The organism is Delftia sp. Cs1-4, assembly GCF_000214395.1.
Classification (GTDB): Bacteria; Pseudomonadota; Gammaproteobacteria; order Burkholderiales; family Burkholderiaceae_C; genus Comamonas; species Comamonas acidovorans.
On the sequence record NC_015563.1, the window covers coordinates 6,268,683 to 6,284,821 of the forward strand.

Below are 16,139 nucleotides of genomic sequence, written 5' to 3' on the forward strand. Positions count from 1 at the left end.
ACGGGCTACACGGTCATCAGTAACGACACGCAGCAAAATAGTACTTTTTTAGATACACTTTTCCGATGGAAGAGCCCATTCTTTCCGTTGTCTTCTACCGATCCGATGCCGGCAAGGAGCCCGTGCGTGACTGGCTTCGTGAACTTACGGTGGAAGACCGCAAAGCCATCGGCGCCGATATCAAGACAGTCCAATACAACTGGCCTCTGGGCATGCCGGTAGTACGCAAGATGGAGCCAGGACTGTGGGAGGTGCGGTGCAGCATTGCCGATGGCATCGCACGTGTCCTATTCACGGCCCAGAATGGAAAAATGGTTCTGCTGCATGGCTTCATCAAAAAGTCGGCCAAGACCCCCGCGCCGGATCTGACAACTGCCAGAAACCGGCTCAAGAAGCTGAGGAATACCCCATGAACAAACATCTAGGCAGCAATTTCGATGACTTCCTCGAAGAAGAAGGCCTGCTTGAGGAGGCCACAGCTATCGCAGTGAAGCGGGTGATTTCCTGGCAATTCGCACAGGCGATGAAAGCCCAGAAAGTCAGCAAGACCGAGATGGCGACACGCATGCGCACCAGCCGCATGGTGGTGAACCGCTTGCTGGACGAAAACGACACCGGCGTCACCCTGGCCACGTTGGCCCGCGCCAGCGTGGCGCTTGGCACGGCTTTGCACTTTGAACTGGACGATGCGACGGTTCTCCAGGCATCAGCGGCATAAAAGCACGACCGCTCAGCGCTGCGCTGACAGCCGCCGCAAAAACCCATCCACAACCCGCAACGCATACCGACTCGCCACCACCCTCACAAACTCCGCAAAGTCCACATGCGCACTGTCATCCGCCCGATCGGAAACCGTCCGCATGGCCGCAAACGGCACGCCATAGTCCAGGCAGGCCTGCGCCACGGCGGCGCCTTCCATCTCCACCGCCAGCACCTCATGCCCTGCAGCACGCAGGCCCTGCGCCAGCGCGGAAGAGGCGCCCGCCGTGCCCACGAACTGGTCACCGCTGGCAATCAGCCCCTGGTGCGCGCGCGGCGCCGTGGTGGCGTGGGCGGCGCGCAGGTCTTCGCCCGCCTCGGCAACGCAGGCCTGGGCGGCGGCCAGCAGCGCGGCCGTCATTTCGGGATCGCAGGGCAGGCGCGTGCGTCCGTAGCCGGGCATTTCCCAGCGCGGGAAGATGGGCGAGGCGTCCAGGTCGTGCTGCAGGTATTCGTCGGCCACGACGACATCGCCCACGCGCACGCCTTCGCCCAGGCCACCGGCGACGCCGGTGAAGGCAATGCGGCGCACGCCGAAGCGCTCGATCAGCGCCGTGGCCGTGGTGGCGGCCGCCACCTTGCCTATGCCCGACAGCGCGCAGACCACGTCGTGCCCATGCAGGCGCCCGCGCCAGAACATGCGGCCGGCGTGGGCCGTGCCCTGGGCGTCGGACAGGGCATGGACCAGGCCTTCCTGTTCCTGCGGCAGGGCACTGAGGATGGCGATGGTCATGGTGGCTTCTCTTTCAACGTTTCAACGGCACAGGCAAAAAGCAAAGGCGGCCCGGAGGCCGCCTGCGGGGCGAAAGCGCCCATTGTGCCGCGAGCCTGTGCCCGGTGCGGCTCAGATGGCGATGGCCGTGGCCTGGTTGAGCACGGCGCGCACCACGCTGTAGACGGTGAGGGCCGAGGTCTTGGGGTTGGCCTCCAGCGGCTTGCCGCGCATGGTCAATTCCATGGAACCGAAGGCGCCGCGCGCGGCCACATGGTGCACGTTTTCGTCCACGGCCGGGTCGGCGTACAGGCGCACCGTGGTGCGGTCCAGGCCCATGCCGGCCAGCGACAGGGTGGCGGCCACGTTGGCGTTCTTGGGGTAGAGCTGGGCGGCCTCGCGTGCGCTGCCTTCGAAGATGCAGAAGGCTTCCTTGAGGCTGGCGAGGTCGCAGCGCTGTTCTGCGGGCGTGCCGGTCCAGGCCAGGGGCGGCTTGCGGCCGGTGTAGACCACTTCGTCCAGGCCGCCGATGCGGGCTGCGGCCAGCGCATCCACGCCGCCGATGGCGCCCGACAGCAATTGCACCTGGGTGCCTCCGGCCTCGGCCGCGGCCTGAACGGCCTCGGCCATGCCGGGGGCGCTGAGTGCGCCGATGGAGGCCACGACGGCAGGAATGCCGCGCCGCAGGGCGGGCAGCACATGCTCTTCGATGGCGGTATGGCCTGCGCATTCGACGATAAGGTCGGGCCGGTCTTCAGTCGTCAGCGCAGGCAGTGCGCGCGCCTGGGGCGCATGCCGGGCCAGGGTGGCGCGCACGGCGTCCGTCACTTCGGGCACAAGCACCCAGCCCACCTGCACCGCGGCATGGCCCTTGAGCAGTTCGAGCACGCTGGCGCCAATCGCACCGCAGCCAATCACAGCAATATTCATCGTCATTTCTTTCTGAGCAAGAACGCGCTGAAGGCCGGTGGGGGCACCGTCTCCTCAGCGCAGAAAACCAGGATGCTGGGTGCGCAGGTGGCCCGTCAGCTCGACGGCGGCCTCGCGCACCTGTTCCACCCAGTGCGCCATGCGCCCGGGTGCGATTTCGGTAAATGCCACGGCCATGCCCAGGCCCGCGATGATGCGGCCCTGCGCATCGCGCACGGGCGCGGCAATGCTGGAGACGCCGGGCTCGTAGAAGCCCTCGCCCATGGCGTAGCCGCGCTCGCGGTCCTGCAGCAGCAGTTGCTGCAGTTGCTGCACGTCACGCGGCGTGCTTTCCGAGAATTGCGGCAGTTCGCTGCCGCCGAAGAGTTCTCGCAGCTGGTCTGCGTCCATGTCCTGCAACAGGGCGCGGCCCAGCACGGTGGCATGGGCGGGCAGGCGCGAGCCCACGCGCACGGCGCCCTGGAAGGCGCCGGCCGGCGCGATGCGCGCCACGTAGACCACGGAGGTGCCGTCCAGCAGCGCCAGGTTGGTGGTGAAGCCCAGGCGCTCGCACAGCGCCTGCAGCACGGGCTCGGCCAGTTGGGCCAGCGGCTGGGTGGACAGGTAGTCGTAGCCCAGGCGCAGCACGGACAGGCCCAGCCGGTACTCGGTGCCCGAGCGTTGCAGATACCCCATGTTCTCCAGCGTCGTCAGCATCCGGAACACCGTGGAACGCGGCAGCGCCAGGGTGCGCGCCAGGTCGGGCGCGCTCCACACGGGCTGCGAAGGCGTGAAGCAGGCCAGCAGGCGCAGGCCGCGCTCCAGCGCGGGGACGGTGTAGCGGTCGTTGTCGTTCGAGAGGGTTTCGGAGGTGTCGCTCATCGCAATTCGGGCCGGTAGGCCATCAGGTCAGCAGGGTGGCCAGCCTCTGTGCGACATCCGCAGGTTGTTCGACGACAGAGGCATGGCCGGCTGCCGCAAGCGTAACGTACCGGGCGCCCAGCCTTGCGGCCCAGGCCGCGCAGGCAGCGGGCGGCGTGACCACGTCGTGCTCGCCCACCCAGACCTCGACCGGCATGGCCAGTTGCCCGGCCGCCTGCCCCAGGTCGCTGCCGCACAGCAGCTCCACGGCCTGGGCGTAGCCGGCAGCATGCAGGCGCGCCGTGTTCCAGCGCACCCATTGGCGCACGGGCTCGGGTGCGGCGGGCGAGACCAGGCGCTGGTCGATGGCGGCGGCCAGGCCTTCGATGCCTTTTTCCTGAAGGGCCGCAAGACGGCCCTGGCGTACCTTGGCCTGCTGCTCGCCCATGCCGGGTGCGCCATAGCCGCCAGCGGGGCTGATCAGCACCAGTTGCTGCACGCGCCCGGCACCGGCCTGCACCGCCCAGGGCGTGCCCATGAGCGCACCCAGCGAGTGGCCCACCAGCAGGCAGCGGCGCACGCCCAGCGCCTGCAGCGACTGCTCCAGCACGCGGGCGTAGTCGGCGCCCGTGGGCGCGTCGGGTGCCAGCGGCGTGGAGCGGCCATAGCCGGGCGCGTCCCAGGCCAGCACACGCGTGCGCGGCGCCAGCGCCAGGGCCACGTCCAGCCAGGAGGCGGCGCCCGAGCTGATGCCGTGCAGCATCACCACGGCAAAGTCCGAGGCCGTGTCGCCGGCCTCGCGCCAGGCGGCCTGAGCGCCACCGGGCAGGGCGATGAGATGTTCGGGGAACTGCGCCTGAAGGCGCTGCTCCATGCATGCTGTTACCGAGGGGGTCATTTCAGTTATCCATGGCGATGGCATGGCCCTTCAGCCATGAGACTGGCACGATCCAAGCCAGGGACAGCAAGCAAGGGCCGCCCCGCCGCGAGGCTGTCGTCCCCCTTTCAAGGGGGAAGGCGCGAAGCGCCTCAGGGGGTGCTCCATTTCTAACGTTTGATTTTTGCCAGGGGGTGTTCTGGGGGATAGGTGGGCGTGATGGGCTTCTTGGCGCCCAGCATCACGCACATCAGCGCGTCTTCGTCGCCGATGTTGATTTCCTCGCGGTACACGCCGGGCGGCACGGAGACCACGTCGCGGTCAGTGAGGATGGTCTCGAAGCGCTGGCCGTCCTTCTCCAGCACGAGCTTGAGCTTGCCGCGGATCAGGAAGAAGACTTCCTCCACATCGGTGTGCAGGTGCGAGGGGCCTTCATTGCCGGCCGGGATGACCATGGTGGAGAAGGTGAAGTTCTCGGACGGGATGGTGTTGCTGTCCGCAGCCACGCCCGTGCCGCCCGTGCCGATGTAGCGCATCTGGCCACGGCGGTACTTGGGGTCGAAGTCGGCCTGGAACTTCAGCGCGTCGAAGTCGTACTTGCGCGTGGAAAACCGCGCCACGCGCGACTCCATCCATTGTTCGAAGCTGGAGCCTTCGGGCTGGTCCCAGGTGCGGGGCGTGTTCTGAGCGGATTCGGACATGTGTCTCTCCATCAACGTCGGTGGATCATGGCGGGGAAGGCGCCATTTGTTTTATCCATGAATCACAGTTCATGGGGTAAAACAATTATAGGAAGATTGATCGCACGCAACAAGGGCCACATGCGCAGCGGCATGTGGCCCCTTTGCTGCCCAGTCTGTTGAGGGAACAGCGATGCGGGTGCAACAGCGATGCGGGTGCCTCAGGCAGCCATGCTGCGCCGCCCAGGCCGAAAGCCCGCATGGCTGGCCGGCCAGACCACGGACAGGCAGGCCAGTGCCAACACCGCCAGCGCCCAGGGCAAGGCGGAGGCACCCAGCCAGCCCAGCAGCAGTCCGCCGGCCACGCCGCCGCTCGCCACGGCCAGGTTGAAGACCGTCACCAGCATGGACTGGGCCACGTCGGCGCCCTCGCCTGCCGCGTCGGCCAGCGCGGTCTGCAGCAGCGTGGGCGCGCCGCCAAAGCTCAGGCCCCAGGCCGCAACGCCGATCAGAACGGCCACGGCCGACTGCCCGGCCAGGCCCAGCACCAGCGCAGACACGGCGAACAAGGCCAGGCTCAGCACGGTGAGCGCGCGCAGCCAGCGGTCCACCAGCAGGCCCGTGAGCCAGATACCGGCAATGGCCGCAAGGCCGAACAGCAGCAGCACCACATCCACCCTTTGCCCCAGCCCTGCAGAGACCAGGAAAGGCGCGATGAAGGTGTAGAGCATGTTGTGGGCCAGCATCCAGCCGAACAGCGCCAGCAGCACGGGACGCACGCCGGGCACGAGCAGGATGCGCGCCACGGGCTGGCGTTGGTGCGCCGTCTGCCCGGCGTAATCCGGCACACCCAGCCGCACCCAGGCCAGCAGCAGCAGGCACAGCGCCGACAGCGCCCAGAACACGCCGCGCCAGTCGAACAGGCTGCCCAGCCAGGCGCCCAGCGGCACGCCGGCCGCCAGGGCCAACGGCTGGCCCACGCCCGCCACGGCCAGTGCACGCCCCTGCAGATGCGGCGGCACCATGCGCCGCGCATAGCCGGCCACCAGCCCCCAGATCACGCCGGCAGCCATGCCTGCGGCAAAGCGGGCGACCAGGGTCAGGCCGTAGTGGCCGGACAGCGCGGTGAGGCTGTTGAAAAGCAGCAGCCCGCCCACCGCCGCCATGAACAGCGGCCGGCGCCTGAGGCCGCGCGTGGCGGCCACGACGGGAATGGCGGCCAGTACCGAACCCAGCGCGTACAGCGTGACCATCTGGCCGGCCATGGCTTCGGACACTGCCAGTCCCGTGCCGATCTGTGGCAGCAGGCCGGCCGGCAGGGTCTCGGTCATGATGGCCAGAAAGCCTGCCATCGCCAGGGCCAGCAGCCTGCCCAGCGGCAGGCCCGTGTCGCCGGAGGTGTCCATGGGCTGGTTCATTGCCTTGTCCTCGCTGCGCATCTCAGGCATGGGAGGCTGGATGGGATGCCAGGTGGGATGCCGCCATGTCCTTGTCGCCATGCCCGGCGGCCAGCGCGCGCTCGAAGCGGCGCAGCCCGGCCTGGGCGCCATCCAGCAGCAGGCCTGCGCCGGCGGCGGCATCGGCCACCAGTTGGGCGTCCTTGACGGCATTGGCCACGGTGAAGCTGGCGTCGTAGCGGCCTGACAGCATGGCAGCGGCCTTGGCCTGGAAGAAGCCGCTGTCCATGGGCCCGCCCGTGACGGCATCGACCACCAGTGCCGGTTCTATGTCCAGCCCCTTGGCCAGCGCCAGGCTTTCGGCCAGGCCATGCGTGAGTGCGAAGGCCCAGTGGTTGAGCGCCAGCTTGAGCCGGCTGGCGGCGCCTGCCTGCTGCGCAATCCACAGGCTGCGTTTGCCAATGGCATCGAACACCGGCTGCACCTGGCCGCGCTGCGCCAGCGGGCCTGCGGCCAGGATGACCAGCTGGCCCTGCTCGGCCGGCTGGCGCGTGCCCTGCACGGGGCAGTCGTAGAACACCAGGCCATGCCGATCGGCGAATTGCGCCAGCGGCGCGATGGCGTCCACACCCACCGTGCTCAGTTGCAGCCACAGTGTGCCCGGCTGCAATGCGGGCGCTGCAGCCTGCATGGCCTGCAGCACGGCCGGCCCGTCCTTGAGCACGGTGACGACGATGCGGGCGCCACGCACGGCGTCGACCGCATCGCCGCAGGCCTGAACGCCGTCGGCCGCAAGGGCCTGGGCCTTGGCGGCCGTCCGGTTCCAGGCGCGGACGGTGAAGCCCTTGCGTTGCAGGTTGCGCGCGACGGGCGCACCGATCAGGCCCGTGCCGAGCACGGCAATGGTGGTTTGAAGGTTTGAATGCATGGGAACTCCAGGGTGATGAGAGAGTGAAACAGACAAGGAAAACCGAAATCCGGATTACTGGAACGATCATTCCAATTCAAGGAAAATAAAAACCCGCAACGGCACGACATGCGCGCGGCGGGTGGCGGGTGGCCGGCTACTGCGCCTGCAGCGCCATGTCGACCACGTCGACCACGTCCATCAGGCACTGGCGGCGCTGCGGCGCGCTGCTTCCCTTGCCCAGCACGCGCAGGCCCTGCACGGTGTTCAGGACGAAGCGCGCCAGGGCACGCGGCTTTTTGCTGTCGGTGATGTCGCCTTCCTGCTGGCCGCGCAGGATGAGCTTTTCCAGCGCCTTTTGCAGGCGCTGGAAGTTGCCGGCCACCCTCTCGGCCACGGCCTCGTCATGGCCGGCCAGCTCCAGCGCGGCATTGGCGACCAGGCAGCCACGGCGCCCGGCATCGCTCAATTCGTCCTGCACGATGCGCAGCAGCAGCTGCCGCACCAGGTCCCGGGCGCGCCCCGGGCCGGACAGCAGTTCCACGTTGGAGGTGGTCACGGCCTCATAGCGGCGCAGCGCATGCTGGAACAGCCCCTGCTTGTTCTCGAAGGTGCCGTACAGGCTGCTGCGCGACAGGCCCGTGCCGTCCACCAGGTCCTGCACCGAGGTGGCCGCGTAGCCGCGCTGCCAGAACACCTGCATGGCGGCGTCTGCGATGTCATCGGGGTCGAAGTCCTTGGTGCGCATGGCGGCTCATTGAATTGGAACGATCATTCCACTCAATGTAGGCGGCCGTTCCGCGGCTGTCAAGATTGCGCCAAAGGGCCTTCACTCGCAGGGAATTTCCAGCCCCACCTTCACGCGGTCCAGCGCCACGATGGTCTTGAACCATTTGACGTTGGGGTTCTCGGCGAACAGGCGCCGCGCCAGGGCCTCGTACTCCTGCATGGTGGCCACGGTGAGCACGAGCACGAAGTCCACCTCGCCCGTGACGTAGTAGCACTGCTGGACCTCGGGCACGGCGAAGTGCGACTTCATGGCGTTGAGCGCGTCGATGCTGGTGCGCTCGGTCATGACCTCCACGATGATGGTGATGGGCCGGCCCACGCGCGTGGGGTCCACGGTGGCGGCCTGGCCGGTGATCACGCCTTCGGCCTGCATGCGCTTGAGGCGGCGCTGCACGGCGGCCGTGGACAGGTTGACCTGCTCGGCCAGCAGGCGCAGCGGCACCGTGCTGTCGCGCTGGACGATGGCCAGGATGGCGCGGTCGAAGCCGTCCAGGTCGGCCAGGTGAGCAGGGTGGGCGGTGGGCTTGGTCATGGGAAGCGAGGACTTTTGGAGGGTGAGAAATTTTCTCGCAAACACCCCCAATTCAGAGACCAAAAAACAGGTGCCGCGAAATAGTATTTCGTCGTTTTCCGCATCCAACGCATGCGGACCTGCCTGCCGAGAAAGCCCATCCCATGGCCACCCTGCTCCACCTGTCTCCCGTGTTTCTTGTGATGTCCATGCTCATGGTTTTGCGCCGCCCGCCTGTGCAGGCGGCCATGGCCGGGGCGGTGCTGGTCGCCCTGCTGTGGCTGGTCGATGCCTGGATGGCGACGGGCACCGCCGCTTCCGGCGCCGCCCTGGCCGCAGCGCGCGACACGGGTGTGCTGTTCCTGAGCACGGCCTTCGTGATCGTGCCGGGCCTGGGCTTTGTGATCCTCATCGAACGCATGGGCGTGAACCAGGCGCTGAGCCAGTGGGTGCGCTCGCTGGGCCTGGGGCCGGCCGATCAGGTGGTGTTCATCGTGCTGGGCCTGGCGCCGCTGCTGGAGGCGATGACAGGCTTTGGCGTGTCGCTGATCGCCACCGTGCCGCTGCTGCTGAGCCTGTTCGAGCGGCGCGCCGCACTGCGCATGGCGCTGGCGGGCATGGCCATCATGCCCTGGGGCACGCTGGGCCTGGCCACCGTGATCGGTGCCTCGCTGGCCCATGTGGACGCGGCCGCGCTGGCAGCTGTGTCCTCGCTGACCAGCGCGCCGGTATTCCTGGTGCTGGGCGCCCTGTCCCTGCACCTGGCCGGAGAGCGCGGTGCGCGGGCCTGGCTGCTGCTGGGCGGCTTTGGCCTGCTGTTCGTGGGCGTGCTGCATGGCATCAGCCGCTGGCTGGGTCCCGAGGTGGCGGGCGTGGGCGCGGGCTTTGCAGTGGCGCTGGGTATGCTGGTGCGCGCACTGCGCATGCGCGGCCGTGACCAGGCGGCACCCGGCTGGCCGCGACAGGCCTGGCCGTATCTGGCGCTGGCCCTTGCCATCGTGCTGCTCAAGCTGCTGGCCCTGGCCACGCAGTGGGACCAGCGCTGGATCTTGCAGGGCGCCCAGGTGGCCTGGAAGCCGCTGGCCTCCCCGGGCTTGGCGCTGACCCTGGTGCTGGGCCTTCTGCTGGTGCGCGGCGCCGGCAGCGGCATCCCCCTGGCCGGTGCGCTCACCGCCCGCGCCAAGCGCCCGCTGCTGACCATCTTCTTCTTTCTGGCCATGTCGCAGATGATGGTCAAGGCCGGTTTCCTGTCCGGCCTGGTGCAGCTGCTGGCCGAGCTGGCGCCCGCTGCCCTGGCGCCCATCGTGGCGGCCTTCGGCGCGCTGGCCGGCTACATGACGGGCTCCAACGTGGGCGGCAACGCGATCTTCATGCCCGCCATCGCCCTGCTGCCCGAGTCCTCGCGCCTGCTGCTGGCCGCCGTGCACAACAGCGCCGCCGGGCATGCGGCACTGGGCTCCCTGTCCATCGTGATGCTGGTGCTGGGCCTGGCACGGACCAATGCCCAGGAAGAGGGAGAACTCGTGCGCTTCGGCTTTGCGCTGGCCTGCCTCAATGCGGCGGCCGTGGCGCTGGCGGCGCTGGCCCTGGCGGGTCTGGGCGTGTTCTGAAGACGTGTTCCTTTCCAATGAAAAGAGGCGCCGCAGCGCCTCTTTTCAAACACGGCAAGCCGCCTGCGTTACTTGCTGTCGCGCAGCTCCCGGCGCAGGATCTTGCCCACCGGGGTCTTGGGCAGCTCGGTGCGGAACTCGATCACGCGAGGCCGCTTGTAGCCCGTGAGATTGTCGTGGCAGAAGTCGCGCACGGCCTGTTCGGTGAGGCTGTCGTCCTTGCGCACGATGACCAGCTTGACGGCCTCGCCGGTCTTCTCGTCGGGCACGCCGACCACGGCGCATTCGAGCACGCCGGGGCAGTTGGAGACCACGTCTTCCACTTCATTGGGATAGACGTTGAAGCCGCTGACCAGGACCATGTCCTTCTTGCGGTCCACGATCTTGAAGTAGCCGCGCTCGTCCATGGTGCCGATGTCGCCGGTGCGGAAATATCCGTCGGCGGTGAAGACCTTGGCGGTTTCGTCGGGGCGCTGCCAGTAGGCGGCCATGACCTGCGGGCCCTTGATGGCCAGTTCACCGCGCGCGCCCAGTTCGGTCACGTCGTTGCCGTCGTCATCGACCAGCTTGAGATAGGTGCTGGGCAAGGGCACGCCGATGGTGCCCGAGAACTCGGTGGAGGTGACCGGGTTGCAGCTGACCGTGGGGCTGGTCTCCGACAGGCCATAGCCCTCGCAGATCGGGCAGCCGGTCTTTTGCAGCCACAGCTGGGCCACGGCGCTTTGCACGGCCATGCCGCCGCCGACCGAGACCTTCAGGTGCGACCAGTCCACGGTGTTGAAGTCCGGGTGGTTGGCCAGGCCGTTGAACAGCGTGCTCACGGCGGGGAAGCTGTGAAAGCGCTGCGTGGACAGCTGCTTGAGCGTGGCCTTGAGGTCGCGCGGATTGGGAATCAGGATGGTCTTTCCGCCCGTGCGCATGGACAGCATCATGTTCACCGTGAAGGCGAAGATGTGGTACAGCGGCAGCGCGCAGATGCTGGTGGGCTGCTCGCCGGCCGGCACCTTGCCCATGGCAGGCAGGTTCCAGGCCTCGGACTGCAGCACGTTGGCAATGATGTTGCTGTGCAGCAGCACGGCGCCCTTGCTCACGCCCGTGGTGCCGCCCGTGTACTGCAGCAGGGCCATGTCGGAGGCCTGCAGTTGCGGCGCCTGGAAGGGCGAGCGCATGCCCTTGGACAGCGCGTCGTTGAAGCGCACGGCCCCCGGCAGCGAGAACGGCGGCACCAGCTTCTTGACCTTGCGCACCACGTAATTGACGATGGCGCCCTTGAGCATGCCCAGCTGGTCGCCCATGGTGCACAGCACCATGTGCTGCACGGGCGTGGCGGCCTTGCAGGCCTGCAGCGTGTGGGCGAAGTTCTCGATGATGACGATGGCCTTGGCGCCCGAGTCCTTGAGCTGGTGCTCCAGCTCGCGGGCCGTGTACAGCGGGTTGACGTTGACCACGACGAAGCCCGCGCGCAGCACGGCGGCCACGGCCACGGGGTACTGGGGAATGTTGGGCATCATCAGCGCCACGCGGTCGCCGCGGGCCAGGCCCAGGCTCTGCAGATAGGCGGCGAAGGCGCGGCTTTGCGCATCGACCTGTGAGTAGGTCAGCTCCTTGCCCATGAAGGAATAGGCCACACGGTCCGCGTAGCGGCTGAAGGCCTCCTCCATCAGGGCCACCAGCGAGGGGTATTGGGAGGGATCGATGTCGGCGGGCACACCTGCCGGATAGGCACCCAGCCATGGGCGGTCACTCATGCTGCTCGTCTCCTGGTTTCTCGATTGAACGTGCATTCTCATAAAAAGCACGGTCGTTCGATACTGTGATAACCCTAGTACTACCCCTAGGGTCACCATTGCGTTGCTCCAGGTCAAAGCCCGCCGGGCCGCGCAGGCCCCCGATCACAGCCCCCCGTTCAATCCCAGGCGGGAGCCAGGCCGTCAGGGCTGACCTGGCGGTCGCCGCGTTCCAGCGCGGCGATGCGCTGCATGTCTTCGGCGCCCAGCACCAGCCGGCAGCTGTCCAGGTTGGCCTGCAGGTGGGCGCGCTGGGTGGACGAGGGAATGACGGCATAGCCCATGGCCATGGCCCAGGCCAGCGCCACCTGGGCGGGCGTGGCGCCGTGGGCGGCGGCGATGTCGGCCAGCACGGGATCGGCCAGCAGCTTGCCGTAGCCCAGCGTCATGTACGAGGTGGTGTGAATGCCCTGCTGGCGTGCGAAGTCGGTGACGGCGCGGTTTTGCAGATAGGGGCTCAGTTCGATCTGGTTGGTGGCGATGTTCGTGGCGCCCACGGCGGCAATGGATTGCTGCAGCAGCGCGATGTTGAAGTTGGACACGCCGATGTGGCGCGTCAGCCCCTGCTCCCTGGCGCGCATGAGCGCGCCCAGGCTGTCCTCCAGCGGCACGCTGCGCGAGGGCCAGTGGATCAGCGTCAGCTCCACATGGTCGGTGCGCAGGGCTTCAAGGCTGCGCTCCAGGCTGGGGATCAGCGCGTCGGCGGACAGGTTCTCGGTCCAGATCTTGGTGGTGAGGAAGAGCTGATCGCGCGGCACGGCGCTAGCGGCGATGGCGGCACCCACATCGGCCTCGTTGCCGTAGATCTGGGCGGTGTCGATGGCGCGGTAGCCCACCTCCAGGGCCTGGCCCACGGAGTGGCGCACCACCTCATCCTTGAGGCGGAAGGTGCCCAGGCCGAACGCGGGCACCACGGAAGCGAGAGAGGCAGTCGATGTCATGCAGGTCTTTCAAAAAAGCAAACAAGGCGCGGAACCACGCCCCGAAGACTGCAGTCTGGCGGGTTAACGCTTGCAGATAAAGCCTGGTATCAGCAGAAAATATTTGACGCTGCAGCAACAATTGCGCCAAGCTGGCGCCCCATGAAAACCACCCTGGACGAGTTGCAGGCCTTTCGCGCCGTGATCGACTGCGGCAGCATCACGGCGGCGGCCGAGCAGTTGGGACAGACCACCTCGGGCATCAGCCGCAGCCTGTCGCGCCTGGAGAAAAAGCTGGCCACCACACTGGTGCGGCGCACCACGCGCAGCCTGGAACTGACCGAGGAAGGCGAGCGCTTCCTGGCCCGCGCGCGCGAGGTGCTGCAGGCCCTGGACGCGGCCGAGGAGGAACTGGCCGCGCGGCGCCAGGCGCCGGCCGGGCTGCTGCGCGTCAACGCGGCCTCGCCCTTCATGCTGCATGCCATCGTGCCGCTGGTCGGCGAGTTCCGCGCGCTCTATCCGCTGATCACGCTGGAGCTGAACACCGATGACCTGCACATCGACCTGCTGGCCCAGCGCACCGACATCGCCATCCGCATCGGCGAGCTGCGCGACTCCACGCTGCATGCGCGGCTGCTGTGCCACAGCGTGCTGCGCGTGCTGGCCAGCCCCGCCTACTTGCAGGCCCATGGCCCCGTGTCCAGCGTGGCCGCGCTGGCGCGCCACCAGCGCATTGGCAACAGCCAGGTGCCCGGCCTGAACCACTGGCCGCTGCGCACGCCCGAGGGCGGCGACCGCTGGGATGCCGCGCCCCAGCTCACGGCCTCCAGCGGCGAGACCATGCGCCAACTGGCCCTGGCAGGCCAGGGCGTGGTCTGCCTGGCCGACTTCATGACCGTGCGCGATCGCGCCCAGGGCGAGCTGGTGCAGGTGCTGGCGCGCGAGACCGTGCAGCAGCGCCAGCCCATCCACGCCGTCTACTACCGCAACACGGCGCTGGCCGCGCGCATCACGGCCTTCCTGGACTTTCTCGCGCAGCGCATGGCGCAGTCCTGAGGGCCCTGTGACGTCCGCCTGAACGGCTTGATCGGCCCGTTCGGCTTGTGCATGCAGGGCGCATGCATATGCGTTTTGCTTCGTTGCCGCAGGGCTCGCGGTTTTACAGAATCCGGGATTCGCCGCAGCAGGCATGGGCCGGCTGCGGCCGGAGACCGCCTTGCCCCACCTGATCGAAAGCTTTGCCGACATGGCGCCCTTCGTGGCCCTGCGGCGCGACCTGCATGCCCACCCCGAGCTGGGCTTCGAGGAACACCGCACCTCGGCCATCGTGGCCGAACGCCTGGCCGCCTGGGGCGTGGAGGTGCACACCGGCCTGGCCGGCACGGGCGTGGTGGGCGTGGTGCGCGGCAGGCATATGGACGCACGCCACGGCACGCGCACCATCGGCCTGCGCGCCGACCTGGATGCGCTGCCGCTGCAGGAAGAAAACCGGTTCGCCCACCGCTCGCAGCACGCAGGCCGCATGCATGCCTGCGGCCATGACGGCCACACCACCATGCTGCTGGCCGCGGCCTGGCATCTGGCGCGCACGCGCGACTTCGCGGGCACGGTGCACCTGATCTTTCAGCCGGCCGAAGAGATGGGCAAGGCCGGCGCACGCAGGATGATCGACGAAGGCCTGTTCGAGCGCTTCCCCTGCGATGCGGTCTTCGCCCTGCACAACTTCGCGCTGGACCGCGTGGGCAGCTTCGCGCTCAACCCGGGCGCGCTCATGGCCTCCAGCAACACCTTCCGCATCGTGCTGCATGGGCAGGGCACGCATGCCTCGCTGCCGCACACGGGCATCGACCCGGTGGCCGCCACCATTGACCTGGCCCAGCAGCTGCAGACCCTGGTCGCGCGCCATGTGGATTCGCGCGAACGCGCGCTGCTGGCGGTGACGCAGATCCAGGGCTCGGACGCGCCCAATGTGATTCCCGACAGCGCCTGGGTGGGCGGCACGGTGCGCACCTTCTCCGTGGCGGCGCTGGACATCCTCGAAGCCGCCCTGCGCCGCCAGGCCGAGCACACGGCCCTGGCCCATGGCTGCCGAGCCGAGATCCATTTCCGGCGCGCCTCGCCGCCGCTGGTCAACCACGCGGCCGAGGCCGCCTTCGCCACCGCCGTGATGCGCGAGATCGCGGGCGACGACGCCGTGGACACGCAGTTCCCCGGCGTGCTGGCGGCCGAGGACTTCGCCCACATGCTGCAGGCGCGGCCCGGCTGCTACGCCTTCATCGGCAACGGCCAGGGCGATCACCGACTGCCCGGCCATGGCGACGGCCCCTGCCTGATCCACAACCGCTCCTACGACTTCAACGACGACATCCTTGCCATCGGCGCCAGCTACTTCGTGCGGCTGGTGGAGCGGTGGCTTGTCGTCCCCCAGGAAACTTCCCCATGAAAACCCCTCACCCTTCTCCCGTCACCCGCCGCGTTCTGCTGGCAGCAGCCCTGGCCCTGGGACTGGCACCGGCCGTGCATGCCGAACGCGTGATCCGCATCGTCGTGCCCTTCGGCGCAGGCGCCACGCAGGACACGGTGGCACGCACCTTCAGCAATGAACTGGGCCAGGCCCTGGGCGCCACCGTGGTGGTGGAAAACCGGGCGGGCGCGGGTGGCAGCGTGGGCACGGCCCAGGTGGCCAAGTCCGCGCCGGACGGCAACACCCTGGTGCTGGCTGCGGCCAGCCACAACCTGGCCGGCCATCTGTACGCTAAGCTGCCCTATGACCCGCTCAAGGACTTCGTGGGCGTGTCCTTCCTGGGCCGCACGGGCTATGTGGTGGGCGTGCCGGCCGCCTCGGGCGTGCAGACCCTGGGCGAGCTGCTGCAGCGCGCCAGGGCCCAGCCCGGCCAGCTCAACTATGCGTCGGCCGGCAATGGCAGCGCCTCGCACCTGGCCTCGGCCTCACTGGCCGCGCAGGCGGGCATCAAGCTGCAGCACATCCCGATGAAATCCACGGGCGACGCCACGACCGAGCTGCTGGCCGGCCGCGTGCAGCTGGTCACGGGCGCCACCATCGGCATGCTGGCCTTCCAGAAGGACCCGCGCGTGAAGCTGCTGGCCTACTCGGGCCAGCAGCGCTCGCGCTTCCTGCCCGATCTGCCCACGGTGGCCGAGTCCGGCGTGCCCGGCTATGCCTTCGACTCCTGGCTGGGCCTGCTGGCACCGGCCGGCACGCCGCCCGCCGAAGTGGAGCGCATCAACGCCGCCGTGCGCAAGGTGCTGGCCGAGCCCGTGGTCCAGGAGCGCCTGGCCCGCGTGGGCGTGGAAGCCGCCACCCTGCCGGCCGCCGAATTCCAGCGCCTGCTCAAGGACGACTGGGAAGCGTCCGGGCGCATCGTCAAGGCGGCCGACGTGCGCATCGAATAGTCACCC

Annotated in this window: 17 protein-coding genes; 6 read left to right on the plus strand and 11 right to left on the minus strand. The window is 68.3% G+C overall.

The window, feature by feature from the left end; all coding sequences use genetic code 11:
- The first annotated feature begins 65 nt into the window (after positions 1-65).
- Together DELCS14_RS27530 and DELCS14_RS27535 are read left to right on the plus strand one after the other, a co-directional pair.
- Positions 66-413: a type II toxin-antitoxin system RelE/ParE family toxin gene (locus DELCS14_RS27530; RefSeq protein WP_013804511.1), complete on the plus strand. Its 348-nt coding sequence runs from the start codon at positions 66-68 to the stop codon at positions 411-413.
- On the plus strand, positions 410-718 hold the full coding sequence (locus tag DELCS14_RS27535) for an XRE family transcriptional regulator (RefSeq protein WP_013804512.1): 309 nt from the start codon (positions 410-412) through the stop codon (positions 716-718). The genes DELCS14_RS27530 and DELCS14_RS27535 overlap by 4 nt, the downstream gene beginning before the upstream one ends.
- Before the next feature lie 12 nt (positions 719-730).
- Here the strand turns inward: DELCS14_RS27535 and DELCS14_RS27540 are convergent, their stop codons facing one another.
- From DELCS14_RS27540 to DELCS14_RS27580, 9 genes are all read right to left on the minus strand, one after another.
- The gene (locus DELCS14_RS27540) at positions 731-1,492 is read right to left on the minus strand and encodes a 5'-methylthioadenosine/adenosylhomocysteine nucleosidase (RefSeq protein ID WP_013804513.1); all 762 of its coding nucleotides are present in this window, start codon (positions 1,490-1,492) and stop codon (positions 731-733) included.
- 111 nt (positions 1,493-1,603) lie between these two features.
- On the minus strand, positions 1,604-2,401 hold the full coding sequence (locus DELCS14_RS27545) for an aspartate dehydrogenase (RefSeq protein WP_013804514.1): 798 nt from the start codon (positions 2,399-2,401) through the stop codon (positions 1,604-1,606).
- Between the two features lie 54 nt (positions 2,402-2,455).
- Entirely contained in the window at positions 2,456-3,262 is an 807-nt protein-coding gene (locus DELCS14_RS27550; protein WP_012202883.1) for an IclR family transcriptional regulator, read from the minus strand.
- 22 nt (positions 3,263-3,284) lie between these two features.
- A complete protein-coding gene (locus tag DELCS14_RS27555) occupies positions 3,285-4,115 on the minus strand; it encodes an alpha/beta fold hydrolase (RefSeq protein ID WP_172642972.1) in 831 nt (276 codons plus the stop codon).
- Between the two features lie 173 nt (positions 4,116-4,288).
- Positions 4,289-4,819: a cupin domain-containing protein gene (locus DELCS14_RS27560; protein ID WP_012202881.1), complete on the minus strand. Its 531-nt coding sequence runs from the start codon at positions 4,817-4,819 to the stop codon at positions 4,289-4,291.
- A 200-nt stretch (positions 4,820-5,019) separates the two neighbouring features.
- Positions 5,020-6,216, minus strand: coding sequence for an MFS transporter (locus DELCS14_RS27565; protein ID WP_013804516.1), 1,197 nt, complete (start codon positions 6,214-6,216; stop codon positions 5,020-5,022).
- Between the two features lie 22 nt (positions 6,217-6,238).
- Complete coding sequence (locus tag DELCS14_RS27570) at positions 6,239-7,123, minus strand: NAD(P)-dependent oxidoreductase (RefSeq protein ID WP_013804517.1); 885 nt, start codon at positions 7,121-7,123, stop codon at positions 6,239-6,241.
- Positions 7,124-7,259: 136 nt separating this feature from the next.
- The gene (locus DELCS14_RS27575; RefSeq protein ID WP_013804518.1) at positions 7,260-7,850 is read right to left on the minus strand and encodes a TetR/AcrR family transcriptional regulator; all 591 of its coding nucleotides are present in this window, start codon (positions 7,848-7,850) and stop codon (positions 7,260-7,262) included.
- Between the two features lie 81 nt (positions 7,851-7,931).
- On the minus strand, positions 7,932-8,423 hold the full coding sequence (locus tag DELCS14_RS27580) for an Lrp/AsnC family transcriptional regulator (RefSeq protein ID WP_013804519.1): 492 nt from the start codon (positions 8,421-8,423) through the stop codon (positions 7,932-7,934).
- Positions 8,424-8,566: 143 nt separating this feature from the next.
- On the opposite strand from DELCS14_RS27580, the gene DELCS14_RS27585 reads away from it, so the two are divergent.
- Positions 8,567-10,012 (plus strand): L-lactate permease, encoded by a 1,446-nt coding sequence (locus tag DELCS14_RS27585; RefSeq protein WP_013804520.1) that lies wholly within the window; start codon positions 8,567-8,569, stop codon positions 10,010-10,012.
- Positions 10,013-10,080: 68 nt separating this feature from the next.
- Here the strand turns inward: DELCS14_RS27585 and DELCS14_RS27590 are convergent, their stop codons facing one another.
- Together DELCS14_RS27590 and dkgB are read right to left on the minus strand one after the other, a co-directional pair.
- On the minus strand, positions 10,081-11,760 hold the full coding sequence (locus DELCS14_RS27590) for a long-chain-fatty-acid--CoA ligase (RefSeq protein ID WP_012202878.1): 1,680 nt from the start codon (positions 11,758-11,760) through the stop codon (positions 10,081-10,083).
- A gap of 158 nt (positions 11,761-11,918) precedes the next feature.
- Positions 11,919-12,740, minus strand: coding sequence for a 2,5-didehydrogluconate reductase DkgB (gene dkgB, locus DELCS14_RS27595; protein ID WP_013804521.1), 822 nt, complete (start codon positions 12,738-12,740; stop codon positions 11,919-11,921).
- Positions 12,741-12,881: 141 nt separating this feature from the next.
- Between dkgB and DELCS14_RS27600 the strand changes: the two genes are divergently transcribed.
- The 3 genes from DELCS14_RS27600 (at position 12,882) to DELCS14_RS27610 (ending at position 16,133) form a co-directional block, all read left to right on the plus strand.
- Positions 12,882-13,775, plus strand: coding sequence for a LysR family transcriptional regulator (locus tag DELCS14_RS27600; RefSeq protein ID WP_013804522.1), 894 nt, complete (start codon positions 12,882-12,884; stop codon positions 13,773-13,775).
- Between the two features lie 133 nt (positions 13,776-13,908).
- On the plus strand, positions 13,909-15,162 hold the full coding sequence (locus DELCS14_RS27605) for a M20 aminoacylase family protein (RefSeq protein ID WP_013804523.1): 1,254 nt from the start codon (positions 13,909-13,911) through the stop codon (positions 15,160-15,162).
- Positions 15,159-16,133 carry a tripartite tricarboxylate transporter substrate binding protein gene (locus tag DELCS14_RS27610; protein ID WP_013804524.1) on the plus strand — a complete coding sequence of 325 codons (975 nt, stop codon included), beginning with the start codon at positions 15,159-15,161 and terminating at the stop codon, positions 16,131-16,133. The genes DELCS14_RS27605 and DELCS14_RS27610 overlap by 4 nt, the downstream gene beginning before the upstream one ends.
- Positions 16,134-16,139 lie beyond the last annotated feature (6 nt).